Origin of the sequence: Bradyrhizobium algeriense, from assembly GCF_036924595.1 — a bacterium.
Classification (GTDB): Bacteria; Pseudomonadota; Alphaproteobacteria; order Rhizobiales; family Xanthobacteraceae; genus Bradyrhizobium; species Bradyrhizobium algeriense.
Genome location: NZ_JAZHRV010000001.1, coordinates 2,207,867 through 2,231,954, shown reverse-complemented (window position 1 = coordinate 2,231,954; position 24,088 = coordinate 2,207,867). Strand labels below are relative to the sequence as shown.

General features: G+C 61.9%; 21 protein-coding genes and 1 pseudogene. 9 read left to right on the top strand and 13 right to left on the bottom strand.

Annotation, left to right across the window (positions count from 1 at the left end):
- Positions 1-136 precede the first annotated feature (136 nt).
- The 3 genes from V1286_RS10785 to V1286_RS10775 all read right to left on the bottom strand — a co-directional run bounded on the left by V1286_RS10785 (position 137) and on the right by V1286_RS10775 (position 4,170).
- The gene (locus tag V1286_RS10785; protein ID WP_417021126.1) at positions 137-2,476 is read right to left on the bottom strand and encodes an ABC transporter substrate-binding protein; all 2,340 of its coding nucleotides are present in this window, start codon (positions 2,474-2,476) and stop codon (positions 137-139) included.
- 431 nt (positions 2,477-2,907) lie between these two features.
- On the bottom strand, positions 2,908-3,159 hold the full coding sequence (locus tag V1286_RS10780) for a hypothetical protein (RefSeq protein ID WP_334479471.1): 252 nt from the start codon (positions 3,157-3,159) through the stop codon (positions 2,908-2,910).
- 81 nt (positions 3,160-3,240) lie between these two features.
- The gene (locus V1286_RS10775; protein WP_334479469.1) at positions 3,241-4,170 is read right to left on the bottom strand and encodes an AraC family transcriptional regulator; all 930 of its coding nucleotides are present in this window, start codon (positions 4,168-4,170) and stop codon (positions 3,241-3,243) included.
- A gap of 164 nt (positions 4,171-4,334) precedes the next feature.
- On the opposite strand from V1286_RS10775, the gene V1286_RS10770 reads away from it, so the two are divergent.
- The 6 genes and pseudogenes from V1286_RS10770 (at position 4,335) to V1286_RS10745 (ending at position 9,447) form a co-directional block, all read left to right on the top strand.
- Positions 4,335-4,505, top strand: a complete 171-nt coding sequence (locus tag V1286_RS10770) for a hypothetical protein (RefSeq protein WP_334479468.1) — start codon at positions 4,335-4,337, stop codon at positions 4,503-4,505.
- A gap of 117 nt (positions 4,506-4,622) precedes the next feature.
- The gene (locus V1286_RS10765) at positions 4,623-5,576 is read left to right on the top strand and encodes a helix-turn-helix transcriptional regulator (RefSeq protein WP_334479467.1); all 954 of its coding nucleotides are present in this window, start codon (positions 4,623-4,625) and stop codon (positions 5,574-5,576) included.
- Positions 5,577-5,600: 24 nt separating this feature from the next.
- Positions 5,601-6,232: pseudogene (locus V1286_RS10760) on the top strand (helix-turn-helix transcriptional regulator); the annotation flags it as partial.
- A 144-nt stretch (positions 6,233-6,376) separates the two neighbouring features.
- Positions 6,377-6,640: a hypothetical protein gene (locus tag V1286_RS10755; RefSeq protein WP_334479465.1), complete on the top strand. Its 264-nt coding sequence runs from the start codon at positions 6,377-6,379 to the stop codon at positions 6,638-6,640.
- Between the two features lie 546 nt (positions 6,641-7,186).
- Positions 7,187-8,392 (top strand): NAD(P)/FAD-dependent oxidoreductase, encoded by a 1,206-nt coding sequence (locus V1286_RS10750; protein WP_334479464.1) that lies wholly within the window; start codon positions 7,187-7,189, stop codon positions 8,390-8,392.
- Positions 8,393-8,493: 101 nt separating this feature from the next.
- On the top strand, positions 8,494-9,447 hold the full coding sequence (locus tag V1286_RS10745; RefSeq protein ID WP_334479462.1) for an MBL fold metallo-hydrolase: 954 nt from the start codon (positions 8,494-8,496) through the stop codon (positions 9,445-9,447).
- 193 nt (positions 9,448-9,640) lie between these two features.
- Here the strand turns inward: V1286_RS10745 and V1286_RS10740 are convergent, their stop codons facing one another.
- The 10 genes from V1286_RS10740 to V1286_RS10695 form a co-directional block, all read right to left on the bottom strand.
- Positions 9,641-10,834, bottom strand: a complete 1,194-nt coding sequence (locus V1286_RS10740; protein ID WP_334479461.1) for a M20/M25/M40 family metallo-hydrolase — start codon at positions 10,832-10,834, stop codon at positions 9,641-9,643.
- Between the two features lie 180 nt (positions 10,835-11,014).
- Positions 11,015-12,418, bottom strand: a complete 1,404-nt coding sequence (locus V1286_RS10735) for an amidase (RefSeq protein WP_334479460.1) — start codon at positions 12,416-12,418, stop codon at positions 11,015-11,017.
- A gap of 134 nt (positions 12,419-12,552) precedes the next feature.
- Entirely contained in the window at positions 12,553-13,314 is a 762-nt protein-coding gene (locus V1286_RS10730; protein ID WP_334479459.1) for an SDR family NAD(P)-dependent oxidoreductase, read from the bottom strand.
- A 78-nt stretch (positions 13,315-13,392) separates the two neighbouring features.
- Positions 13,393-14,103, bottom strand: coding sequence for an ABC transporter ATP-binding protein (locus V1286_RS10725; protein WP_334479458.1), 711 nt, complete (start codon positions 14,101-14,103; stop codon positions 13,393-13,395).
- Positions 14,093-14,812 carry an ABC transporter ATP-binding protein gene (locus V1286_RS10720; RefSeq protein ID WP_334479457.1) on the bottom strand — a complete coding sequence of 240 codons (720 nt, stop codon included), beginning with the start codon at positions 14,810-14,812 and terminating at the stop codon, positions 14,093-14,095. The genes V1286_RS10725 and V1286_RS10720 overlap by 11 nt, the downstream gene beginning before the upstream one ends.
- Positions 14,813-14,814: 2 nt before the next feature.
- Positions 14,815-15,888: a branched-chain amino acid ABC transporter permease gene (locus V1286_RS10715; protein WP_334479455.1), complete on the bottom strand. Its 1,074-nt coding sequence runs from the start codon at positions 15,886-15,888 to the stop codon at positions 14,815-14,817.
- 12 nt (positions 15,889-15,900) lie between these two features.
- Entirely contained in the window at positions 15,901-16,767 is an 867-nt protein-coding gene (locus tag V1286_RS10710) for an ABC transporter permease subunit (RefSeq protein ID WP_334479453.1), read from the bottom strand.
- A 115-nt stretch (positions 16,768-16,882) separates the two neighbouring features.
- Complete coding sequence (locus V1286_RS10705; RefSeq protein ID WP_417021125.1) at positions 16,883-18,121, bottom strand: urea ABC transporter substrate-binding protein; 1,239 nt, start codon at positions 18,119-18,121, stop codon at positions 16,883-16,885.
- Between the two features lie 32 nt (positions 18,122-18,153).
- Positions 18,154-19,149: an acetamidase/formamidase family protein gene (locus V1286_RS10700; RefSeq protein ID WP_334479451.1), complete on the bottom strand. Its 996-nt coding sequence runs from the start codon at positions 19,147-19,149 to the stop codon at positions 18,154-18,156.
- Between the two features lie 17 nt (positions 19,150-19,166).
- Entirely contained in the window at positions 19,167-20,567 is a 1,401-nt protein-coding gene (locus tag V1286_RS10695; protein WP_334479450.1) for an amidase, read from the bottom strand.
- Between the two features lie 422 nt (positions 20,568-20,989).
- Between V1286_RS10695 and V1286_RS10690 the strand changes: the two genes are divergently transcribed.
- The 3 genes from V1286_RS10690 to V1286_RS10680 all read left to right on the top strand — a co-directional run bounded on the left by V1286_RS10690 (position 20,990) and on the right by V1286_RS10680 (position 24,059).
- On the top strand, positions 20,990-22,165 hold the full coding sequence (locus V1286_RS10690) for a transporter substrate-binding domain-containing protein (RefSeq protein WP_334479448.1): 1,176 nt from the start codon (positions 20,990-20,992) through the stop codon (positions 22,163-22,165).
- Positions 22,162-22,761, top strand: a complete 600-nt coding sequence (locus V1286_RS10685) for an ANTAR domain-containing response regulator (protein ID WP_334479446.1) — start codon at positions 22,162-22,164, stop codon at positions 22,759-22,761. Before V1286_RS10690 ends, V1286_RS10685 begins: the two co-directional genes overlap by 4 nt.
- Before the next feature lie 326 nt (positions 22,762-23,087).
- On the top strand, positions 23,088-24,059 hold the full coding sequence (locus V1286_RS10680) for a tripartite tricarboxylate transporter substrate-binding protein (protein ID WP_334479445.1): 972 nt from the start codon (positions 23,088-23,090) through the stop codon (positions 24,057-24,059).
- Positions 24,060-24,088: the final 29 nt, after the last annotated feature.

Genomic DNA, 24,088 nt, shown 5'->3' with positions numbered 1-24,088 from the left:
GCATGACGCCATCCGTTCGGCGCCCGCTCTTGCGCGCTGGCGGCCGGACCCCAAAAGCACGACGGCCCGCCGAAGCGGGCCGTCTTGTCGTCAAACCGTGTTACCGGCTGGTCCGATTACCTGCTGCCGCCGGCCTTTACCTGCTGGCGCCGGCCTTGGCGCGGCTGGCCCGCCATTCTAGGAATTCGCGATACAGGGGATCGCGGTCCTGCGGCGCAAGGGCTGCGGCCGGTGCAGCAAACGGAGCCGGCGGCGGCGCCACGGCGCCTGATGCCGCCGACACGGCCGAGCCTGCGGGCAGCGGCATGTTGCGGTCGAGCCATTCCTGCGCCGCCTTGAAGCGGGTCCAGCCGGACACCGTCGCGCGTGGCGCCATTTCCTTCCACTTCGGATGGAACGGCGGACGCTGCAACTGGCCGACCTTGTCGAACATGGTGTCCACCAAAAGCGCCAGACGGCGGTAGCGGTCGCTGTTCGGCGCCCAGTTATACGACGCCAGCACCGCCTCGGCCGCAATCGTCTCCACAGAGCCGCCATCCGCGACCAGGTTCGGGTAGTCCGTCGACGACAGCTTGGACGGCAGATATTCCTCCTGCAGCGGCTTGGCATAGTCGACCGGCACCAGATGCAGGTTGCGGTCGTTGATCTGGTTCAGCCATTGCAGCGGCTTGCCTTCGATCGCCACGATGGCGTCGACCTCGCCCTTGCGCAGCATGTCCACCGCCAGCCGCGGCTCCTGATAGATCAGATGCGGCCTGATGCCGAGCCGGTCGAACACGTTGATCGCCGTCACGAAGGTCGAGCTGTCGGGCAAATCGACCACCACGGTCTTGCCGTCGAGATCCCGCATGTTGGTGATCGACCTCGGCGCCAGCACGTGCATTTCCTCGTTGAACATCTTGGCGACGTAGACGAACTGGTTGCGGATGTCCTTGGCGAAGTCCTTGCGGTCTAGGTAGGACAGCGTGTCCTTGCGGACGATGCCGGCGTCGACGCCCCGCAGCAGCAGGATGTCCGACACCGCTTGCACCGATCCACGGCCCATCACCGGCAGGATCCGCAGCGAGGTGCCATTGTCGAGCACCGAGGCGAGATCGGCGCCCACCTGGGCGTAGGTAGAGCCGAACGAACCGGTCATCAGGCTCACGGTATTGGCGTTGAGCTGGTTCGCCAGATCGCGCTTGGTGGCGGTGCCGTACTTGAAGATGGTCTTGAAGGAATCGCTGACGGCGCCCGCATCGACGCCGCTTCGCACCGGGCCGAAGTGCTGCCACTGGCCGTTGGTGAAGCGCATCATCCGCATCTGCTCGATTGGCGCGTGGTCGGACGGGCTGGTGTCGATCTTGATGCCCTGCACCATCATGGGAAGCTGGATACCCTTGAGCAAGCGGGCCTGCTTCATGATGTTTTCGCGCGACAGGTCGTCGCCGCAGTTCTTCAGGACCTCGACCGTCAACTTGCCGACCAGATAGCCGAGGACGGCCTGGCCGTTGGTCTTGCTCACGCTCGGAAGATAGCGCTGCATGAAGGCGCTCCATTCGCGGAACACCGCCTCGCCGGCCGCCGCCGCGTCTTCGCCCTCCAGCCTGTATGCCGCCGACAGCAGGCCTTCCGCATTTTGCGGGCCCGCCGGCTGAATCACGGCCGAGTACGAATTGGAGATCGACGCGGCGAACTGTAGCGGCCTCCAACCGAGTTCGGCGGCTCGCTTGATCGCCATGATCGCGAATTTCGGCGTGGTGAACTCGATGAGGACGTCGGCGCCGGAGGCCTTGAGCTTGGCCATCTGGGCGTCGATGGTGGTGTCGGTCACCTTGTATGGCGCCTCGGCCACGATCGCAATCTTGCCACCCAGGCCGTCCTTCAGGCCCTTCAGGTATTCCTTGCCCATCCCATCCTCCTGATAGAGGACGGCGATCCTGCTGCGGGGATGATTCTCCAGCAGATACTGCGCAAAAATTTGCGCTTCAGCCGTGTAGGTCGGCAAGAAGCCGATGGTCCAGGGAAACTCTTGCGGCTGGTCCCAGGCCGCCGCGCCCGACAACGCAAAAAGTTGCGGGACCTTTTTTGAGTTCAAATAGGGCTGGATCGCGGCGTTCGTGTTCGTGCCGATGGTCCCCAGGGCGAGGAGAACGTTGTCTTCCTCGACCAGCTTGCGGGTCATCGCCATGGTCTTGGTCGGTTCGTAGGCGTCGTCATAGGTGATCATATTGACCTTGCGGCCGTTGATCCCGCCTTCGGCGTTGACCTTGTCCAGATAGGCCGCGATGGTCTTGGCGATAACGCCATAGGCGGAGGCCGGACCGGTATAGGGCGCGGTGTTGCCAATCCGGATCTCCCTGTCGCTCGGGGGCGGCAGCCCCTGGCCAAAAGCCGGCCCCGCCATCGCGGCAAGCACTACCAGTGCCGCCGCGGCGCTGCGCCGAGGCGCGGAGAAAAGCCCGCGCAGACCGTCGCGGGTCCCAGACCCGGACAATTGTGCCACCCAACGAGTATCGATCAAAGCCCGCATCTGCCTGCGCCCCCTAAAGCAATATACCTGCGATTTCCCAGCAGCGAGAAGGATAACGTTTCAGCCCTACTCGCTGACATTGTGTCTCAATCGGATTGATTTTGTGTCAAGCCCAGTCGTTTACCAGAGCGCGGTTAGTCGATTGTGTGTTCTACCGCGACAATGCAGCACATTAGCGTTACCGAATCGGGATTCGGTTGCATCAACGAATATCGATTCGTCCTACGGTTGCAAATACAGCCTGCGGTCGATTTTGAAGGCCGACCGAGGATACCGACCGAAACACAAGACACGTTGCGCCGCCCCTATCCCAAAAACACGGCGGCCCGCCGAAGCGGACCGCCCTTATCGTCAAACCGCGTTATCGTCAATCCGCGTTATACCGGTTGGCCTGATTATATGTTGGTACTGGCCTTGGCGCGGCTGGTCCGCCACTCCAGGAATTCGCGATACAGCGGGTCCTGCGGGGCAAGGGCTGCGGCCGGTGCAGCCGGTACCGGTGCCGCGCCGGATGCCGACGACACGGCCGCGTTCGCGGGCAGTGGCATGTTGCGGTCGAGCCATTCCTGCGCCGCCTTGAAGCGGGTCCAGCCGGACACCGTCGCGCGTGGCGCCATTTCCTTCCACTTCGGATGGAACGCGCGCATTTCGCCCTCAGAAACGCCCCGAAATTGACGCCAACTTTTCACCGCGCGATCAAAGCGTGCGGCGCCTGACATTTCCCCGGATCACAACGCGCCTTCCGGGACGCCATGCGCCTCGCGGCGCCAGGCGCCCGGGCTGACGCCGACCGCGGCCGAAAACACCCGCGTAAAGTGGCTTTGATGGGCAAACCCTGCCGATATCGCAATCTCGGACAGCGGCAAGTCTCGGACAGTCATCAACCGCTTGGCCGCCTCCACGCGCTGGCGAAGAAGCCACTGGTGCGGCGGCAGGCCGGTGGAAATGCGAAATGCGCGTGAAAAATGGCTGACCGAGAGATCAAACTCGGCGGCGATTTGCTCCAGCGAGAGCTTTCCGTCGAGGTTGGATTCGAGCCTTTCGCAGGCTCGCTTCGCCTGCCACGGGGCAAGGCCGCCGCGGTGCGGATCGATGATGCGCTGCAGCCCGCCATAGGTCTGGGCGACGTGGGCCGCGAACGCGAGCATCATATGATCGACGAAAAGCTGGTTGGTTTCGTCCGGCCGACGCAGCGCTTCCAGAAACGACGCGCCGAGATGACGGACGACCGCGTCGTCATGGCCGATGCCGGGCTGATAGCCGAGTTCGCCAATGCGTGGCGCGCCGGTCTGTTTGGCGATGTCGTCGAGCGCCGTGCGCGGCAGATAGAAGAACAGGGAGTGGAACGGCTTGTCGATCAGATAGCGCGGATCGCGCTTCAGGTCGTACAGATAGGTTGCGCCGGCGCGGACATCCGTCTTGATCACGCATCGGCCGCGCTCCCAGCACTCGCAATCCCTGTAATCACGAAATTTGAGGCTGACGAGATAGGCATCCTCGGAGGGAAACGAGCCGGAAAGACCTGGCGCAGGGTTATCATCCCGGGTTTCGGTAACCGCGAGTGCAGCACTGCGCAGGGAGCGGGTTATCAGCGAAGGCGCGTCCTTCAGATGCAAGGGCTGCCCGAGCCTTTGTCCGTACACGCCTTGCAGTGACATAGGGGCGGCCCCACCCGTCGAATTGGATCGGGCACCATCGCCCGCGAGGTCGCTGCACATTATCGGGGATCGGTGAGCGGCCGTCCAGATTTTCCACGCGGAATAGCTGGTTGCCCCGAGTGCATGATCGAGCCTGCGATGTGACGGTTCTGTAAAATGAAAGTTTGATCGTCTTGCCCAAGCTTTGGGCGCTGGTGTTCATCGGCAATATCGTTGCTCAACACGAAGGCATTTGCAGGCGTCGCGGCTGCATTCGCTGCGACGGATCGCAACTGTTGGCTGCATATGGCATTGGCGAGATTGCAGCAGGATCGGGCAAAACATGGCTGCTTTAGGAAATACGCCGGACCTGCCAAGCATCTAGAACGCGCACCGAACGTAGCTTCGCACCAGCCCACAGACAGGGCCCAAGCGGAGCGAATCCATGGCCCCCTCAACGCGAGCACACCGCCATGAGCAAACCGATCTTGCGCGATCCTTCCGAGAATCTGCCGGCCGCATCCGAGGCTTGCCCGGGCGAATTATCGGTCGCCGAGCGGCTGCGTCCCGCCGATGCGGAGATGGCGCGGGTGCTAAGGACCGCCCCCCTTCGCATGGCTTCTGATCCAGCCAGTGGCGCGATCGCCTATTGGAAACATGATCCCCTGCACGATGTCGTCGAGCCCATGGCTGATCATGTCATCATGACTTACCCCGCCGGCTCACAGCGGCTGGAGCGGCGCACCGGGAAATCTGCTGCAATTGCAACAGCGCGTCCCGGGGTTGTGACGGTCATTCCGGCCGGCTCGACCTCCCGGTGGGACATTCACAAGCCCATGCATGTCGTCCAGCTCTACCTTCCCCACAGGACGCTCGAGCGTGTTGCCGGCGAAGCCGGCATGGCCGCTCCTGGCGATCTCTTGGAAAGAACCGGGCACACCGACCTCATTACATCCCGATTGCTGATGAGTGCGGCGGATGCGCTTGAGGGCAGCGCGGCCCTGGATGCCCTGTTCAGGCAGCAATTGACGGATCTCTTGGCCAACCGCCTGCTGGCCGCGCACGCCGGCTCGCCGATCATGTCTCAGCCGGTCGTGGGCGGCCTCTCGCCGATGGCATTGCGGCGCGTCATCGAGCGCCTGCGCGCTGATAGCGATGCGGACGTCTCTCTCACGGCGCTGGCTGCGGACGCCGGCTTGTCGCGTTTCCATTTCTGCCGCGCCTTCAAGGAAAGCACCGGCCTTTCCCCTCACGCCTGGCTGCGCCAGCACCGGCTCGAGCAGGCCATGAACATGCTGCGCGACACCGACGAATCCGTCGTCTCGATTGCAGCCGCGCTTGGTTACTCCTCCCAGACCGCCTTCGCCGCCGCATTCAGGAAGCTGACCAGCGAAACACCGAGCGAGTGGAGACGGCGTACGCGATAACAGCAACGCTCTGCGGGTAACGAAGTGACTTTCCCCTCGGGATCACTGCGGTTCGAGCGGCGGACCGGGAAATCGGTGGTGTTTGGAACGGCGCGTCCCCGCACGGTGACGGTCATCCCGGCCGGCTCCACCTCGCGATGGGACATTCCCGAGTCCTTGAACGTGATCCACCTCTACCTTCCGCAAACAACGCTTGAGCGCGTTGCGCTTGAAGCGGGCACGGCATCTCCCGGCGATCTGATCGATCGATCGGCGCATCCCGACCCCATTACATCCCGTCTGCTCCTGAGTGCGGCGGATGTGCTGGAAGGTAGTGCGACCCTCGATGCCCTGTTCAGGCAGCAGATGACCGATCTCCTGGCCACGCGCCTGCTGGCAGCGCATGCGGGTTCGCCTGCCGCGATCCAGCCGGTCATTGGCGGGTTGTCGCCGATGGCGATGCGCCGCGCCATTGAACGCCTGCGTTCGGACGTCGACGAACACTTCTGGCATCTGTACAGCCAAGGACTCCTGGACCGCCGAAACGAACTACGCCCCCGCGAGCGCATGACAGCAGGGAAGCGATGAACATGCTGCGTGACACCGACGAATCGATCGTCTCGATTGCGGCCGCGCTTGGCTATTCGTCGCAGACCGCTTTCGCTGCGGCGTTCTGAAAGCGACTGGCGAAAGCGAGCGATTGGCAAAGCGCAGGCGTTAGCAGCAATCGCTCTACAGGTACGGCAATCGCTCTGGCGCAACCGCAGCTTCTATCCGCTAGACCATCACGGTGCCCACATCCAACTGGATGGAGAAAAAAGATGATCTGGAAAAGCATCGACAGCCCCCGTGCGATCGCACCGGCTTCCGCGCGCTGGTCCGCGATGTCTGGTTTTGCCAGCAAGACGGCTGAGACAGTCTCCGACTTCGCCAGCGTCGTTCACAATCTGCTTATGGATGTACGCGATTGCTACCGGCCCGAACTGCACTACATGCGTGGCCCCGGTCCGAAATGGCGCGCCAAGAATCAGCCCTGGCTAAGATTCGATTCTGCCCCAGACGATTGGCGGAAGCGCATGCGTTAGCAGCAATCTCTCGACAGGTACGGCAATCGCTCTGGAGCAGTCACAGGTTTGGTCCGCTAGATAAAGACCATCGCAGTGCTCACCGCCTATAGGAGACAAACTATGGCCTGGAAGAATTTGATCGGCCCATGTGCAATCACATCGCGACGCAGGGTGGTCGCGAGCGCCCTCATGTACGGACTTTCGTTGTCGGTTCGCTTCACCTCGGCAACGGGCGAGGAGGTGGAAATACCGGCGCAGTCCGTGCAAAGGACCAATCCCGTGATTTCCATCATGGCCAGGAATGGCGCCCAGCTCCCCTACCAGGACTGGGGCCTGAGGTCCGCTCAGCCGATTGCCTTTCGAGAAGGCTCGCGGCTGAGTTCCGGAGGCTGCCGCGCGGCATGTGAATCCCCCATGCCGATATCGTCAATGCCGGGCTGCGTCTCTCCTTAAGAGCCCGCGATTTCGTTTCACATCTTCGCGTCGTCGTCGAGCGCTGTCCTCAACGAGATCAGCGAGCGGTAGCGCGCGGACTTTTGGAAGTTCAACCACAGGAGCAAACACATGCGACTAGTCATCATCGGCGCGGGCTTCTCCGGCATGTATGCCGCCCTCTCCGCGGCGCGCCTGCGCGATATCCAGGGCGTTTCGCCGGAGGAGCTCGAAATTGCGCTGGTTGCGCCCGAGCCGACGCTCGTCGTCCGCCCGCGGCTCTACGAGCCGAAGCCCGAAACAATGACGGCACCTCTGCTCGATGTCCTCAACGCCATCGACGTCGTCTACGTGCAAGGCAGTGCCGAGACGGTGGACGCCAAGTCTCGCATGGTGCAGATCACCACCAACAAAGGCACACGAAAGACCCTCTCCTACGATCGCCTGGTCGTAGCCACCGGCAGCCGGCTGTTCCGCCCCAACATTCCTGGTCTCGCCGAACACGGCTTTTCCGTCGACTCGTTCGATGATGCGGTTGCCCTCGACAAGCATCTGCACGACCTGGCCGATCGGCCGGCGGTGAACGGCCGCGACACGGTCGTCGTCGCAGGCGGCGGCTTCACCGGCATCGAGGCGGCGACGGAGATGCCCACGCGGCTGCGCGCGATCCTTGGCAAGAATGCCAAGCCGCGCGTCATCATCGTCGAACGCAACCCGGCGATCGCCCCCGATATGGGCGAAGGCCCCCGCCCCGTCATCGAGGAAGCCCTGCGGAAGGTGGGCGTGGAAACGCGGGTCGGCGCCGGCGTCGCCTCGCTGGACAAGTCCAGCGTCACGCTTTCAAACGGCGAGCACATCGAGACGGAGACGGTGATCTGGGCGGCCGGCATTCGCGCTGCGCCGTTGACCCAACAGATCCCCGCCGAGCGCGACAATTTCGGCCGCTTGCTGGTCGATCGCTGTTTGCGCGTGCCGGGCGTCCAGGGCGTGTTCGCCACCGGCGATGCCGCTCGTGCCGCCTGCGACGATGAGGGCAACTATGCGCTGATGTCGTGCCAACACGCCACGCGGATGGGCGCCTTCGCCGGCAACAACGCCGCAGCGGAGCTCCTCGGTGTTGCGACCAAACCCTATCACCAGAAGGCCTACGTCACCTGCCTCGACCTCGGCGAAGCCGGCGCGCTGTTCACGCGCGGCTGGGAGCGCAAGGTGGAGATGGTCGGCGACGTCGCCAAGAAGACCAAGCAGGAGATCAACGGCGTCTGGATCTATCCGCCCAAGCCCGAGCGTGCCGCCGCCCTCGCCTCGGCCGATCCGGAGCGGGTGACCGATCTCTAACGCGCGACGCAACACGGGCCGCGCCTTCCACGCGTGAAACGCGGCCGTTGAGAATCCAGCACCAAGATCGAACGTCAACATCGAACAATCGAGCCTTCAAAATGAACCAGATGATCCGCAACATCAGGCAGAAGACACTCAAGAGCCTGGACAACACCTCACACCCGGGCAGAGCGGGGACCGACGAGTTGGTTCCGTCGCGCTATGCACTGCAAATCGGTGAGATTGATGTGCTTGTGATCAGCGATGGGGTGCTAACGCCGCCATCCGAGTCCATGGCCACCAACGCCGATCCGGCCGTCCGGTCGGCCTGGCTGGACGACATGTTCTTGTCGCGGGACGCGTTTGATTGGGCGCTGAACGAGGTCGTGGTACGCAGCGGCGGCCAGACCATACTCATCGACGCTGGACTGGGGGAGGAGTACCCGGACTTTCCGCGGGCCGGGCAGTGGGGCCAGCGACTGGAGGCCGCCGGCATCGATCTTGGATCGGTGACCGACGTGGTGCTGACCCACATGCACTTTGATCACGTTGGCGGACTGCTCGTCGACGGCGTGAAGGATCGATTGCGCCCGGACCTGCGGATCCACGTGGCCGCCGCCGAGGTCAAGTTCTGGGCGTCGCCCGACTTCTCCCGCACCGCCATGCCGCCGGCGCTCGCGGACTTGGCTCGACGGGCGTCCAAGCAATTCCTGGACGAATACCGCAGCCAGCTGCGGCCGTTCGATGAGGAGTGTGAGGTTGCGCCCGGAGTCGTCGTCCGTCGCACCGGCGGCCACACCCCCGGGCACAGCGTGGTTCGCCTGGCGTCCGGCGATGACCGACTGATGTTCGCCGGCGACGCCATATTTCCGGTCTCGTTCGATCATCCCGAATGGCACAACGGCTTTGAGCACGACCCAGAGGAGGCGACCCGTGTTCGGCTCCAACTCTTGCGGGAGTTGGTGGCGACCGGCGCGTGGCTGGTGGCCACGCACATGCCCTTCCCCTCCGTTGGCCGGGTCGCGGCTGCCGGCGACCTCTTTCGTTGGGTACCGGCCTGGTGGGACTACTGACAGCTTGTTGGGTTAGGGCCGAACCAGGGCGCGTAGCAAACGCTTCATCCGATACGGGCCGCGTTTCCAGCGCGGGAGCGCGGCCCACTCACCCAGAACCCTTTTGGAGTTCGACCTCGATGAAGCACGAGACCGTGCGCGCGAGCGCGTTCGCCATGCCGCTGACGATGGCTCGGGAGCTGAACGGCGATGCTCATCGCATCGTCGCGAGTTGGACTGCGAGAGCACACGCCCGGTCGTACTCGTCGAGATTGATCCACTCGTCGATCGTATGCGGCTCGTTCTGCCCCGCGCCGAAGGTCACCGTCGGAACGCCGTGGCGGACCATCCAGTTTGCATCTAACCCGCCATTCGCGGCGCGGATGCTCGGTGTTGCGCCGATGCCGGACACCGCCGCGACCGCGCGTTTGACCACGGGCAGGCTCTCCTTCATGCGGAACGGATAATAGTCGGTCTCAGCCTTGAACTTGACGCGGCCCGACTTGCCATCGCTGTTGTTCACGCGCTTTGCTGCCTTCTCGAACGCCGCCTTGTAGGCCTTCGTAATCTCCTTGAAGAACTTGCTGTCGTGGCTGCGGCTTTCGCCGCGCACGTGCACATAGTCGGTGACAACATTGGTGGCGTCCCCGGCCGGCCGTCCGTCGCCGCCGGTGACGGGGCCGACATTGCTCGTGCCCTGCCGCTTGCGCTTCACCACCTTGCCGAACCAGCCACCGGCCTTCACATCGGCGAGCGCAAGCGCCAGGATCATGGTCGAACTGATCCCGCGCTCGGGTGCGACACCTGCGTGCGACGCGCGGCCGAAAATCTCGACCTGCCAGCGATCCGCACCAACGGCGCCGATCGTGACATTGGAGGCAGAGCCGCCGTCGTAGTTAAAGGCCATGACCGGCGAGCCGAGGTCGGCGGTCTTGACATGGCGCGCGCCGTAAAGCCCGCTCTCCTCGCGCACGCAGAACAGAAGCGTGATCGGCGGATGATCGAGCTTCTGTTTAGCAAGCTCGGCCGCCAGCGTAACGAGAACGCCACAGCCGGCGCGGTTGTCGCCGCCGAGCGCGGTCTTCGCCTGATTGACGATCTTGCGCCCCGCAAGCATCGGCTTCGCTCCGGCGCACAGCGGCACGGTATCCATATGAGTCATGAACATGATCCGCGGCTGGTTGTGCATTGCGCCCCGGCCGGGCAGATCGACAATGAGATTGCCGGTCTCTGTCGGCACGGGAATGCGTGTATTGGCGTCGTCGAGGCGGATCGCGGTCGCCGGAACGCCACTTTCCTGCAGCGCCGCGCTGAGCTCGCGCCCTATCGCTGCCTCCTTTCCGGTCACTCCCTCGACAGCGAGGAAGCGCATGAGGCGATCGGTGGCGGTTTTGACGTCGACGGGCATGACGATCCCTTGATGTGGCTTGCGGAGCTTGTAAGCATCGTTCGAGACGCGCTGCTTCGCAAGGCTCATTTGGAAGAGTCGGGCATGCCGAGCCGTAGGTAGCTCGCGGCCGGAAGGCACCCTACCCTTAGGATTCCCAGTCCGATGTCGGCTTCCAGGCCACCCGCATCAGCCAACCCGTTATCGGATGGGAGGCCGCTGCGTATGCCAGTCCGTCATCGACTGGAAGGCATGCGCGGCGCGTGCAAGCACCTCCTCGGAAAGATGAGGACCGACCAGTTGCATGCTCAGCGGCATCTGATCTGAAGCCATCCCCATTGGCAGCGTAATCGTGGGGCTCCCACTGAAGTCGAATACGGCTGTGAACCGCAAAATACTCAACAGCACGCCAGGATCGGCGCCATATTCACTCATTTTGGCAAGCGTCGGAATCGGCATCGGCATCGTGGGGACGAGTAACAGGTCGATGTCCTCGAACAATGCCGCCAGGCTGCCGGAGAATTTCAGCCGCTCGTGATGAATGGCCGCGATCTCGACACCGCTTACCGAACTGCCTTGCTCGATCAACTGCGCAAGGTCCGGACCGTACTCTGACTTGCGCGACGGATACGTCTCCAGGTGAGCTTCGGCCGTCTCCACCGAGCACATCGGAATCCACTGACTGACGAGCTTCTCGTAGGAGGGAAATTTGACTTCACGGATTTCTGCGCCGAGATCAGCCAGAGTGCGCTCCGCTTCCAACAGGGCTGCCACGACCTGCGCGTCTATTCCTTCCTGAATGTATTTGCGATCCACGCCAATCCTGAGACCGCGTACGCCATCGCCAATCCGAGCCGGATAATTCGGAACGGGAGCCAGCAAAGCCGTTGGGTCGTTTGGATCCGCGCCTGCGATAACGCCCAGCATCGCCGCGGCGTCCGCGGCGCTTCGGCACATCGGTCCGACATGATCAAGCGAGTCCGCCAACGGGAAAACGCCGTACCGGCTGACCCGGCCCCATGTCGGCTTGATTCCGGTCAGCCCGCAGGTAGCCGATGGAAACCTGATCGAACCGCCGGTGTCACTCCCGATCGATCCGTAGCAGAGCCCGGCCGAGGTCGCGACACCAGATCCGCTCGATGAGGAGCCAACCCAGTAATTCGCATTCCAGGGATTGAGCGGGGCCTGATCATCCGGATGATGGCTCGTATAGGCGCCTTCCGTCATCTTGAGCTTTCCGAGCGTTACCGCACCGGCGCGCTCGAGCCGGTCAACGATCGTAGCATTGAACGACGGTACGAACTTCGCATGAATCTTCGTGCCGCCCGCGGTCGGTGCAAATGTCGTGTAGCACAGGTCCTTCAGCCCGATCGGAACGCCATGAAGGGGGCCGCGCCAAATGCCCTTGATGATCTCGCTGTCGTGCTTCTTCGCCTGCGCCATGGCTCGCTCCGCCAGGACAACAGCATATCCGTGCAAGCCTCCATCGAGTTTAGCGATACGGTTCAGGATCGCTTGAGTGACCTCTGAGGGCAATGCCTCCTTGCGACGATACAGTTCGGAGAGTTCAGTGATGGATTTGTAGTGCAGCTCATCGGCAGACATATTGACACCTCATCGGGATTGCTTCGACGCAGTCGACGACGAGAGCGGCATCGCTTCACCGCGGCGCTCCCTTGCCATCCCGCATCGATTTTCAGAATTGTCTCACGCCCACGCGGGACTCGCCGCCGTCACGCCTAGAACTGGACACCACGTGTCAAGGCACCGTCCACAACAAGGTTCGTTCCCGTGATGAAGCTGGCGGCCCGGCTCGCAAGAAACACGACGCCATTCGCCATCTCCTGCGGCGTGCCCATACGGCCGGTCGGATTCAGCGCCAGCGCGGTGTTGTACAGTTCGGGGTTGTTGTCCTTGATCATGTTCCAGACTCCACCCTCGAAGTAGGTGTTGCCCGGTGACACGGAATTGGCCCGTATCCCCTTGCTGGCCAATTGGTAAGCAAGGCCTTGCGTATAATGGATGATCGCGGCCTTGAACGTGCCGTAGGGACCGCTTGCGAAATCGACCTCGCGTCCCGACACGCTGGAGATCGTCACGATCGAACCGGCGCTGCTTTTCTCCAGGTACGGCATCGCGGCATTCACCAGGCGTACCGTCCCCATCATGTCGGTAGAGAACTCCTTCTCCCAGCTCTCCTCGTCCTGCCCGATGGACAGTGCGCTGACATTGGCGACGACGACATCGACGCCGCCGAGCTTCGATGCCATATCGCTTACCCAGTCCTTGAGGGCCGCTCCGTTCGAAACGTCGACTGCCCCACCATGGGCCGCAATGCCTTGTGCCTTGAGCGCCGCGACGGCGCTATCCACGTCGGCCCGATTGCGCGAGCAAATCCCGACATTGGCGCCTTCGGCGGCGAACGTTTCGGCGATCGCCCTGCCGATGCCCTTGGTGCTGCCCGTGACGAGAACCCTGGCACCCTTGAGTCCCAAATCCATGTTCGACTCCCTCTCTGATTATTTCTCTTCAAATATCCCCCCTCGCAAACAAGAGCAGTTCGCGGGAGGTCGTCAGCTTCACAAGAGGAGCTGCTCGCGCACGCTCTGCGCATTGACGCCATCGCCGGCCAGCGATCGCGTGATCGTTCCCTTTTCCATGATGTAGCATCGCTCGGCGATCGCCAGGATCGTGTCGAGATTCTGCTCGACGAAGACGACCGTCGTCCCAAGTTCGTCCCGGAACGATTTCAACGCTTCGCAAATATGCTGCACGATGGACGGCTGAATGCCCTCCGACGGCTCGTCCAGGATCATCAATGACGGATTGCCTATGAGCGCCCGTCCGATGGCCAGCTGCTGTTGCTCGCCCCCCGACATAGTGCCCGCAACCTGCCGCCGGCGTTCCTTCAATCGCGGAAAATACTCATAGACCAGCTCCGGCAGCTTCTTCCCCCTGGGTCCGCCGATCAGTTCACCGACCTGCAGATTCTCCTCGACACTCATCTGCGGAAAGACATCTCGCCCCTGCGGGATATAGCCGAAGCCGGCACGTGCCCGTGCATCCGCCTGCAGCGGCGTCACATCCCGGTCCATGAACGTGATCGTCCCCCGCCACGTATCGAGAAGGCCGATGAGGCATCGCATCAGCGTGGACTTGCCCACGCCGTTACGGCCGATCACGCCGACGATCTCGCCCCGGGAGATTGACATGCTCACGCCCTGGAGGATTGGGGTCGCGCCGTAGCCTGCCCAGAGCCCCGACACCTCAAGAATCCGATCAGTGGTCATGCGTCTTACCAAGATAGATTTCGGCGACTTTCTCGTCCCGAATGATGGTTTCGAGGCTGCCGCGCGCAAAGATCTTGCCGAGATGCAGCACCGTGACACGTTGGGCGATCTGCCGTACAAACGTCATATCGTGCTCGACGACGAGAACTGTCATGCCCTCGGCATTGAACGACTTGATGAGCTCACCGGTCCTGAACGTTTCCTCCGGCGACATGCCGGCCGTCGGCTCGTCCAGCAGCAGAAGCTGCGGTCGCAATGCCAGCGCCATTCCGATCTCGAGCCATTGCTGCTGGCCGTGCGAGAGGGCGCCGGCAAGCTTGCCGCTATCCGGCGCCAGATTGAGAAGCGCGAGCAGCCGTTGTTCCTCGACGTCGCGTTGAACGCCTGAAAACCGCGCCTGGAGCGCGATTTGAATATTTTGCCGAACCGGCAGCTCCTTGAAGACACTCGGCGCCTGCATCTTGATGCTCATGCCGCGCTGCACCCGCGCAAAGGGCCGCTCCTCGGTAATATCGATGGAATCGAACAGGATCGTGCCTTTGGTCGGTGGATAAAGACCAACGATCAGCTTGAACAGCGTGCTCTTCCCCGCCCCATTGGGGCCGATCAGGCAGTGCACCTCGCCGGCATTCACAGTCAGATCGACATCGGAAACGGCGGTCAATCCACCGAAGCGCTTTGTCACACCCTGCACATCGACAAGCGCCATGGTCACGTCTCATCCGGTTGCAGGCGGCTGGCGTCCGCCAGAGCTTGGCTCGCGCCGCGTCGCCGGCGCCCAGTCCATCGATCAGCAACAAGCTTGCCGACACCGAGGACAAAGCCCTGCGGCGCCAGCATCACGGTGGCAAGCAGAAGGGCTCCCATCAGCACCAGCGCCGCCTGCTGGCTATAGACCGTGATGGTCTGGAAGCCGAACAACAGCAGGAACGAGCCGACCAGCGTCGCTGTCAGATCGCTTCGGCCGGAGAATGCGACCCACACGATCGGCATGGCCGCCGCCGGCAACCCGATACTGGACGGGGTGATGAATTGACCCCAGGACGTGTAAAGGGCGCCGCTAAGGCCCGCGAGCCCGCTTCCGATGGTGAAGGTAAGCAATTGATATTTACGGACGTCGTAGCCGAGCATTTCAGCGCGCTGCGGGTTCTCTCGCGTCGCAACGATCACGTTGCCGATGCGCGAATTCACCAGCATGCGCAGCGCAAGGTAAACGATCACGATCAGCGCCACCATGAAGTAGTATAGCGCAGAACCCTCGATGTAGAAATCGCCGATGGCGAGCGGGTCCATGCCCTTCATGCCGTTATAGCCGTTCAGCCGTGCGGGGCCGATGTGCCATTCCGGCCCGGCCGTCTGTCCAAGGAAGAACGCCAGCACCAGCGTCGCCGACAGGGTCACGATACCGAAGAAGATGCCGTTGATACCGCCCCAGATCATGAAGTAGCCGAGGATCCCCGCTGCGATCATCGCAATGACTATCGACAGGACGAGCGCGGCGATCGTCGCCGACCCACCTCCCATATTGATGGCCAGCACGCCATAGGCATAACCGGAGATGCCGAAGAAGAGCGTCTGGCCGAACGACAGCATGCCGCCATATCCCCACATCAGACAGAGACCGAGCGCCATGAAAATCCAGATCAGGAAATACGAGAAATTGCCGACATCATAGGAGTCCGCAAAGACCGGATAGATCAACGCGGCTGCCAGTACGACGAGGAAGCAGGACCAGAAAGTCCGTCCCCGTCCTAAGGTCTGCGAACCATCAAGCAGCTTGAACATCAACTCTCCCGTTCAGCGTCCACGGCGGACCAACACACTGGAAATGCCTTCAGGCAGGACGCGAATGATAAGGATGACAGCAAACAGCATGCCGATCTGGCCGATGATTTGCCCATAGCTTGCATTCAAGGCCATTCTGATTATCGCGAGAAACACCGCCGCCGGCGCAGTCCCGAGCAGAACATTTGCACCGCCGACGACGACAGTGACGAAGCTCTCCACCACAAATGTCGCCCCCATTGTCGGGATCAACGTCATCGTCGGCGCGTAAAGCGCGCCACAAAGGCCCGCGAGCCCGGCGCCGATGCCGAAACTGATCGCATAGATGCGTCCCGTGCGCGCACCCAACGCCCTCGCCATCGCGGCGTTCTGCATGGTTGCGCGCGCCATCATGCCGAAGCGCGTCTTCATGAAGGTCACATAGAGACCGATCAGAACGGCAACCGCACAAGCGAACAGCACCAGGCGATACGTCGAGAACGTGTAGCCGCCGATTGCGAAGCTGCCTTCCGGCGTGCCGATGCCCGTGATCGACGATCCGACAATCAGCAGCATCGATTGCGTAACGATCAGGCTGAGGCCCCAGGTCGCGAGCAGCGAATCCAGCGGCCTTTTGTAGAAGCGCCGTACCACGAGGTACTCGACGGCTACGCCGATCAATCCGGCTGTCACCGCGGCGAGCGCCTGGGCAATCGCAAGCGGCACGCCGAGTTTCACCAGTCCGACTGTCACATAGGCGCCGCACATGATGAATTCGCCGTGCGCCATGTTGATGACGCCCATCATGCCGAACACGATGGCAAGGCCCGCCGCCGAAAGGATCAGAAACGCAAAGACGTCGGCGAACTGGTAAAATACCGAGAATAGTTCAGCCGACATCCTGGTCTCCGGTTCTCTCTTCACGGCGCCGCATCGTCGCGGCGCCCGTGCAATTCAACGTCATGACGCGATTGAGCACGATTGCACGAGCAAGATTCATGCCCATCAGCGCGTGTCACGACTTCTTGGGAAGATGACTCGGCGTGTACTGATCCTTGTCATTCTTCTTGGTGAGATCACAGCCGATCTCACCAAGCCAATACGGCTTGATCGTTCCGTAGTCCTTCTCGACCTTCACTTCATGTTGGGGACCAACGGAGATCAAACGCATGCGGTGGGATGTGTGCTGGCTCTTCGGGTCAATACAGACCTGGCCTTCGGGCGCATCGATGCAGGCCTCACCTGTCGCGATCACCTTGCGCATGTCGTCGAGCTTGATCGACTTCGCCTTCTCGACCAGCGTCTTGTACATATAGAGGGCGTTGTAGGCATTGTAGCCCATGTCGTTGATGTAGAGTTCGTCGGCGAACTTCGCACGCCAGCGCTTCTTGAAATCGCTGGCTTCAGGCGTATCGATCTCCTCGAACCAGTTCGCGGTGGCATGCATGTTGTTGAGCGCCGGCGGCTTGAATCGCTTGTGCTCGAAGCCGAGCATGACCTTGATCGACGAGCCCATCGGCAGGTTGAGCTTGGCGGCGGCGGCCTGCTCGAAGAACGAGTCCTGGGCGGCGCCGACATTGATCGTCAAGATCCAGTCCGGCTTCGCCTTCTGGATATTCTGGATCGTCTGCGCGAACTGTGAAACGCCGAGCGGGATGAATTCCTCTCCGACGACCTCGCCACCGAGGTCCTTCATGATCTTCCGGTTCCACTCCGCCGAGATCTGACCGAAATTATAGTCGGCGGCGATGACGTAGACTTTCTTGCCGAACTTGCCGACCATCCACGGGATCAGCGTCGAGAACTGCTGCTCGGGTACCGCCCCCATGCTGATCATGCTGGCATCGCACACGCCGCCTTCATACTGGTTTGTATAGAAATACGGCGTGGTCGTTCGGTCGATGATCGGCCGGATGGCTTCGCGCGAGGCAGAGGTTATGCCTCCGATCAGCACATCGACCTTGTCGCGGCTGAGCAGGCGTCGCGCAAACTCCTGATAGCGGGCGTTATCGCCCTGCGGATCGAGATGGATGAGCTCGATCTGCCGTCCGAGAATGCCGCCCTTCTTGTTGATCTCCTCGACGGCAAGCTGCGAGCCGTGGAGTTTCGGCATACCCATGAACGCGAGATCGCCGGAGACGTCTTCCAGCAGGCCGATCTTCAACGGAGGTTCGGCCGCCTGAGCGACGCCAAGCGCCGCCGTCCCGATTGCGGCGCCAAGAAACGCTGTTCTGAGCAGATGTCCCGATTTCACTTAAATGTCCCTTCGTTGAAAGCTGGTGCAGTTCACGCCTTAAGATAATTTTTCAGGATCGACGCACCCATCGTGTATTTCGGGTCGACCATATTGCCGAGCCGCATTCGTCCGGCCTGGCTGAGCAGCATGTAGGCGTCGATCTCGTCAAAGCCGTAGTCGGCGCTCATCCATCGCGTGAGTTCGCGATAGGCGATGCGCGCCGCATCCTCGAGCGGGCGGGCGCTGCCGATCGTCATGATAAAGTCGCGAGTCTCCAGACGCGGCCAGGCAAAACTCCAGTTCTTGATCAGATCGACCTGAAGCGTGACCGTCGCACGCTGTTCAAGCGCGACACCGGAGAGTTCGCCGTCACCCTGCGTTGCATGGCAGTCACCGACGTAGAGAAGCCCGCCTTCGGTGTGCACCGGCAAATAGATGATGGCCCCGGGTGCGACATCCGGGAGGTCCATGTTGCCGCCGTGATAGTCCGGCTGCAGGGAAGAGATCGCCTCGATCTCGGGCGACACACCGATCGTGCCGATGAACGGCTCGTAGGGCAGCGTGATCTTGTCGTTCCATCGCACGCCGTTCCTGTCGACATGTAGCTTCCGGACACGTTCGGGCAGAGGCGGATTTAGCATCGCCGTGGAGCGGGTCCCGACGAGCCCGCCGAATTCCGGGATAATGCAGGTCGTTCCGGCCGGCTGTTCGCCGCGCGTCTCGACGTCGTGGATATAGACCGCGAGGCAATCGCCCTTCCTGGCGCCCTTGACCGCAATCGGACCGCATTGCGGATTCAAGTATGGAAAGTTCAGCTTCGCCGTGGGGCTGTCGCTCTCGCTCGTGAGCGCGCCCCCGAAAGCGTCTTCGGTTTCGACGACCACGATGCCCCCGGGATCGATCGACAAGGTCGGTTTCGCGTAGGGCCCGTAGACGTAATGAAAGCTTCCCTGCTGCTCGATCGTCAAACTATGGCGGGCGCCAACCACGCCGTTGGCGACGGCTCGCTTCGCCATGATGGAACTTTTCAACCAATCTTCTGCCATGCGGACGGCTCCTCGGATCAGAGAGCGGGATGACGCGTGTGCCAGTCGGTGACGCGCTGGAACGCGTCGCCCGCACGGACGAGACCCGCCTCGTCGAAGTGGCGGCCGACAAACTGGAAGGCGATGGGGCCGCCGTTCGGAGCGAAGCCGGCCGGAAGCGTAATGGTCGGGCTTCCGGTCATGTCGAACGGGCAGGTAAAGCGCAACAATCCGGCTATGAGCGACGCGTCTTCGCCGAGCGCAGCCATCTTGGCGAGCGTGGGCGCGGCGAAGGCCTGGGCCGGCACCGCGATAAGATCGACCGACTCAAACAGAAGGCGCACCGCGCCGCGAAACGCTTCGCGCCGCAGCACGACCTTCTGGTAATCGGTGCCGGACTGCGCAAGGCCAAGATCGAGCAATCCCGCAAGCCCGGGGCCATACTCGTCCTTGCGCGAGGGATAGGTCGCCTCGTGCGCGACCGCCGCCTCGACGCCACAAAGCGGAAACCAGTCATCGATAACCGCCTTGGGGTCCGGGAAAGTGATCTCGCTGATCTTCGCGCCAAGTTCCGCCGCGACCCGCAAACCATCGCTGAAGACTTTGCTTGCGGCTTCATCAGTACCTTCGCTGGTCCAACGCCGATCAACGCCGATGGTCACTCCCCGCAGATTGCCGGGCAGACCCGCAAGATAGTCCGGCACCGGCAAGGGCACAGAGGTGGTATCCTTGGCATCCTGGCCTGCAATCGCACCGAGCATTGCGCCGCAATCGACTGCATTGCGCGCCATCGGTCCGATATGATCCAGCGTTGCCGCGAGTTCGAACGCGCCGTAGCGGCTGACCCGTCCCCAGGTCGGCTTCAGCCCCGTGATGCCGTTGGCCGCCGAAGGAAACCTGATCGATCCGCCGGTGTCGGTTCCAAGAGATCCGAAGCAGAGGCCGGCCGCAGTCGCCGAACCAGAGCCGCTCGACGACGCGCCCGGCCACAAGTCGGCATTCCAGGGATTCTTCGGCGGGTCGATTTTCGGGTGGTGATCGGCGTAGGCGCCTTCGGTCTGCTGCAACTTGCCGAGGATGATCGCGCCAGCATCCTTCAGGCGTGCGACGACCGTGGCATCCTCGCTCGGGCGGAAGTCGCGATGGATGGTCATGCCGTGCGCGGCCGGTGCGCCCTTGGCCCAGCAAAGATCCTTGATCGCCACCGGCACGCCGTGCAGCGGCCCCCTGGTCTTTCCAGAAGCGATTTCCTTTTCGGCAACGGCCGCTTCCGCAAGCGCGGAATCCGCCATGACACAGGCGTAACTCTTGAGCCGGGCATCGAGCCGCTCGATCCGTTCGAGCATCGCCTTCGTCACTTCGACGGGCGAGAGCTTCTTCGCCTGTATCTGTCGCCCAACCTCAACCAACCCGAGGTAACAAAGATCTGTCGCCGGCATTGCCATACGCCCCCACGCTCGTCGCTTCTCAAGCGCACTCACGGCTCGATCACCGCGCATGCGTCCCCGGCTTGGCGGCACGCATGCATCGCCAACTACTTTTGCGGCAAAAGAAAAAAGCCACCCGCCCCTCCCGAATGAGGTGACGAATGGCTCTGATGCCGCGGCTATGATCTATCGCATGGACCCTGAATCGAACGGAGCACCGAAAGCAGGGATCGGGACGTCATCGGCCCGATCGAAGCAAGCAAGGTTCGACAGGAAGCCCTGTGGGACAAAAGTCTAAGTTCGTGTACTGCACGTTGTCAACGAGCGAGGATGCACAAATTTCGCAGGCCTCATGCGCAGCAAATGAGCAAGACTTGTCGCACCAGCATCGGCGATGATGACGCCTCAAGGCGTCGCCCAGCCGAAAGCCATCAATGACGAAGCCGTCGATTCCAGTTGGCATCATATGTTCGCAGTCCGGGCCCTATCAGGCCATGGGGCGAGAGATACTCAAGAGCGCCTTGATGGCGGTCGACGAGATCAACAGTCACCCCGATTTCGATTTCTCGCTCACGGCGCATGTCCGCGATCCGCACGGAGTCATTTCAGAATACCACACGGTCTGTGACGACCTTATTCGCAATACGGGCGTCGAGCATATTATCGGCTGCTATACGTCCGCATCGCGCAAGCAGGTGCTGCCAATCGTCGAGCGTACCGATCGCCTGCTCTGGTACCCTGCCCGTTACGAGGGTTTCGAATGCTCCGACAACGTCATCTATGTCGGCGCGTCACCCAACCATAACGTCCTGCCGCTTGTGCGCTACATGCTCGACAACATATCGCGGCACGTTTTCTGCGTCGGATCCAACTATGTCTGGACATGGGAAACCAACCGCGTCACGCGCGAACTGGTGACGGCGGCACAGGGAAGCATTCTTGCTGAACGGCTGCTCGAACTGGGCGAATGCGCGGTCGAGCACATCGTCGATGAAATCATCCGCCGCAAGCCTCCGGTCGTCTTCAATACACTCGTCGGCAGTTCGAGCTACGATTTCATCCGCGCTTTTCAGGCCGCCACCACGGCGGCCGGTCTCGACATTCCAATGCTGAGCTGCAGCCTATGCGAACCGGAACTCAAGATCGTTGGACCGGTATCTGCCGGATGCATCACCTCGTCGGCCTATTTCGAGAGCATCCAGCTGCCCGAGAACCGCGCTTTCGTCCAACGCTGGAAGGCGCGTTACGGTGAAGCGAGCAGCCCCTCCGTCGACGGGCAATCCGCCTATGTCGCGGTCTATCTGCTGGCGCGTGCGCTCCGTCGGGCAGGCACCTCCAGTATTGGTGAAGTGCGGCGTGCGGCGGCTGGCTATCGCTATAATTCACCGCAAGGGCCGGTCTGGATCGATGGCGACAACAACCATTGCGTTCTTACGCCACGCCTGGCCGTCTCCAACGCGCAAGGACAGTTCGACCTCTTCTGGGAAGCCGATGCCCCCGTCAAACCGGATCCCTATTTGACGCAACTCGACGTCGCCGCTGAGCCTGCGCGCGATACGTCAAGGAATGGATCGTCGCCGAGTGCGCCCCACTTGCGGATTGTCAAATGAGCAAGCCGTCCTCATTTTCCCTCCGCGGACGCAGGGCTCTCGTCGCCGTCAAGGATGAGCGTGACTTGTCGATCGTCAGGCGGCAGTTCGAACGCCTGGGAATCGACATCTTCACATGGGAGCCGGGTTGGGAGCCGGGCGGCGCCCTCGAATGCCATCCGGACGTGGCGCTGATCGACGATGAATTCCTGCCGCTCACCTCGCCCGCGCAGCGGGCTTTGCCTGGACGATGCCCTGTCATCGCCCTGCTGGGCACGGAAACTCCGAGCCGGCTGAAGCTTGTGCTGGAGCTCGATCCGGCATCGTTTCTCGTCAAACCGCTGCGCTCCGCGGGCATTTATGCGGCGCTGGTCATGGCGTTCGAGCGGACCGAGCGCACCAACGAGTTGAAGCAGCATGTCGTCAAGCTGGAAGAGCGCCTTCGCTCGCGTCGGGTCGTGCTCGCTGCCGTCCTTCAAGTGATGCATTCGCACTCCATCGCTGAACCCGCCGCCTTTGCACTAATCCGGCGAGCCGCCATGGAGCAGCGCAAAACAATTGAGCAAATGTCAGCGGAGATCGCGGCAAACGGCAGCCTACCCCGCGCGACCGGATAGATTCACCATCGCCTGGTCGCCGGACTTCGCGGCAAGTTCCGTACCGGTCGCGCACGGCAAGGATGCCCAGGGTCACGAAGTCTTTCATATGGCCACGCGGAGCAGCCCGCTGCCTACCTGCTTGCTCGAGTATGTCCAGTTCAGCTGAAGTTCAACGGTGTGTCGAGGGTCCTGGCTCAGTTCGTGTCACTCCACGCGCAGGGCGCTGTCTGCCGAGATCGGTCCTGTCAGGCTCATTCGTGCGGGCGGCAACGACGTCAATTCAATTTGCCTGCCGGCGAGACCGGCATATGCTCACAGCAATAAAAATTTCAGGGAGGCGATAAATGGCAAGGCATTTTATGGCGGCGGCTGTTCTTCTCATGGCGGCCGGAATGAATGGCGCACAGGCCCAGGATTATCCCGCGAGAACGGTCACGATTATCGTTCCGTTCGCAGCCGGCGGGCCGGCCGATATCACAGGCAGGATCGCCGCCGACATTTTCAACCGTCATCTCGGCCAGAAATTCGTGGTGGAGAATGTCGGAGGTGCCGGTGGCACCATTGGCGCACTTCGCGCCGCTCGCGCGCCGGCCGACGGATACACGATCCTGTCCGGCCACTTGGGCACCAATGCGCTGGCGCCGGCGTTCTATCCGAATCTGGGCTACGATCCGCAGAAGGATTTCGAGCCGATTGGACTGACCGCCGAATATCCCGAGCTGCTTGTCGTCCGCAAAGACTTCCCCGCCAATAATCTCAACGAATTCGTCGCCTATGCCAAATCCAACGCGAGCCAGCTCAATGTTGGGCACGCCGGACTTGGCTCAGTATCCTACATCGGCTGTCTCCTCCTCAACGCGGCCATCGGCATCAAGCCGACAATGGTTCCGTTTACCGGCACAGCCCCGGTGTTGAATGCGATGCTCGGCGGTCAGATCGACTATGAATGCGATCCGGTGCTCGGCACATTGAGCCAGGTGCGGGCTGGCACCGTCAAGGCGCTGGCAATCGCCGCCAGGAAACGCAGCCCGATGTTGCCGGATGTACCAACTTCCTATGAACAGGGCCTTCCCGAGTTCGACTGCGCTCCTTTTTACGCGGTGTTCGTACCAAGTGGCACGCCGCAGTCAGTTATTGATAGACTTGCGGAAGCCCTGAACAAAGGCCTCAGCGAAGATTCAGTGCAAAAACGGTTGGCTGATCTCGGCGCCGATATCGTGGAGCCTGACCGCCGTGGACCAAAGGCACTCGCGAACCTGATAAAAAGCGAATCTGCCCGGTTGATGCCGATTCTAAGAGAAGCGGCGGAGAAATAAGCGCGGCGAATGTATCTGCCGTTGGAACG

Excerpts from the sequence above, each read along its gene's own strand:
- V1286_RS10780 (WP_334479471.1), bottom strand. The coding sequence starts at position 3,159 with ATGCGCGCGTTCCATCCGAAGTGGAAGGAAATGGCGCCACGCGCGACG.
- V1286_RS10775 (WP_334479469.1), bottom strand. The coding sequence starts at position 4,170 with ATGTCACTGCAAGGCGTGTACGGACAAAGGCTCGGGCAGCCCTTGCAT.
- V1286_RS10765 (WP_334479467.1), top strand. The coding sequence starts at position 4,623 with ATGAGCAAACCGATCTTGCGCGATCCTTCCGAGAATCTGCCGGCCGCA.
- V1286_RS10755 (WP_334479465.1), top strand. The coding sequence starts at position 6,377 with ATGATCTGGAAAAGCATCGACAGCCCCCGTGCGATCGCACCGGCTTCC.
- V1286_RS10750 (WP_334479464.1), top strand. The coding sequence starts at position 7,187 with ATGCGACTAGTCATCATCGGCGCGGGCTTCTCCGGCATGTATGCCGCC.
- V1286_RS10745 (WP_334479462.1), top strand. The coding sequence starts at position 8,494 with ATGAACCAGATGATCCGCAACATCAGGCAGAAGACACTCAAGAGCCTG.
- V1286_RS10740 (WP_334479461.1), bottom strand. The coding sequence starts at position 10,834 with ATGCCCGTCGACGTCAAAACCGCCACCGATCGCCTCATGCGCTTCCTC.
- V1286_RS10735 (WP_334479460.1), bottom strand. The coding sequence starts at position 12,418 with ATGTCTGCCGATGAGCTGCACTACAAATCCATCACTGAACTCTCCGAA.
- V1286_RS10730 (WP_334479459.1), bottom strand. The coding sequence starts at position 13,314 with ATGGATTTGGGACTCAAGGGTGCCAGGGTTCTCGTCACGGGCAGCACC.
- V1286_RS10725 (WP_334479458.1), bottom strand. The coding sequence starts at position 14,103 with ATGACCACTGATCGGATTCTTGAGGTGTCGGGGCTCTGGGCAGGCTAC.
- V1286_RS10720 (WP_334479457.1), bottom strand. The coding sequence starts at position 14,812 with ATGGCGCTTGTCGATGTGCAGGGTGTGACAAAGCGCTTCGGTGGATTG.
- V1286_RS10715 (WP_334479455.1), bottom strand. The coding sequence starts at position 15,888 with ATGTTCAAGCTGCTTGATGGTTCGCAGACCTTAGGACGGGGACGGACT.
- V1286_RS10710 (WP_334479453.1), bottom strand. The coding sequence starts at position 16,767 with ATGTCGGCTGAACTATTCTCGGTATTTTACCAGTTCGCCGACGTCTTT.
- V1286_RS10700 (WP_334479451.1), bottom strand. The coding sequence starts at position 19,149 with ATGGCAGAAGATTGGTTGAAAAGTTCCATCATGGCGAAGCGAGCCGTC.
- V1286_RS10695 (WP_334479450.1), bottom strand. The coding sequence starts at position 20,567 with ATGCCGGCGACAGATCTTTGTTACCTCGGGTTGGTTGAGGTTGGGCGA.
- V1286_RS10690 (WP_334479448.1), top strand. The coding sequence starts at position 20,990 with ATGACGAAGCCGTCGATTCCAGTTGGCATCATATGTTCGCAGTCCGGG.
- V1286_RS10685 (WP_334479446.1), top strand. The coding sequence starts at position 22,162 with ATGAGCAAGCCGTCCTCATTTTCCCTCCGCGGACGCAGGGCTCTCGTC.
- V1286_RS10680 (WP_334479445.1), top strand. The coding sequence starts at position 23,088 with ATGGCAAGGCATTTTATGGCGGCGGCTGTTCTTCTCATGGCGGCCGGA.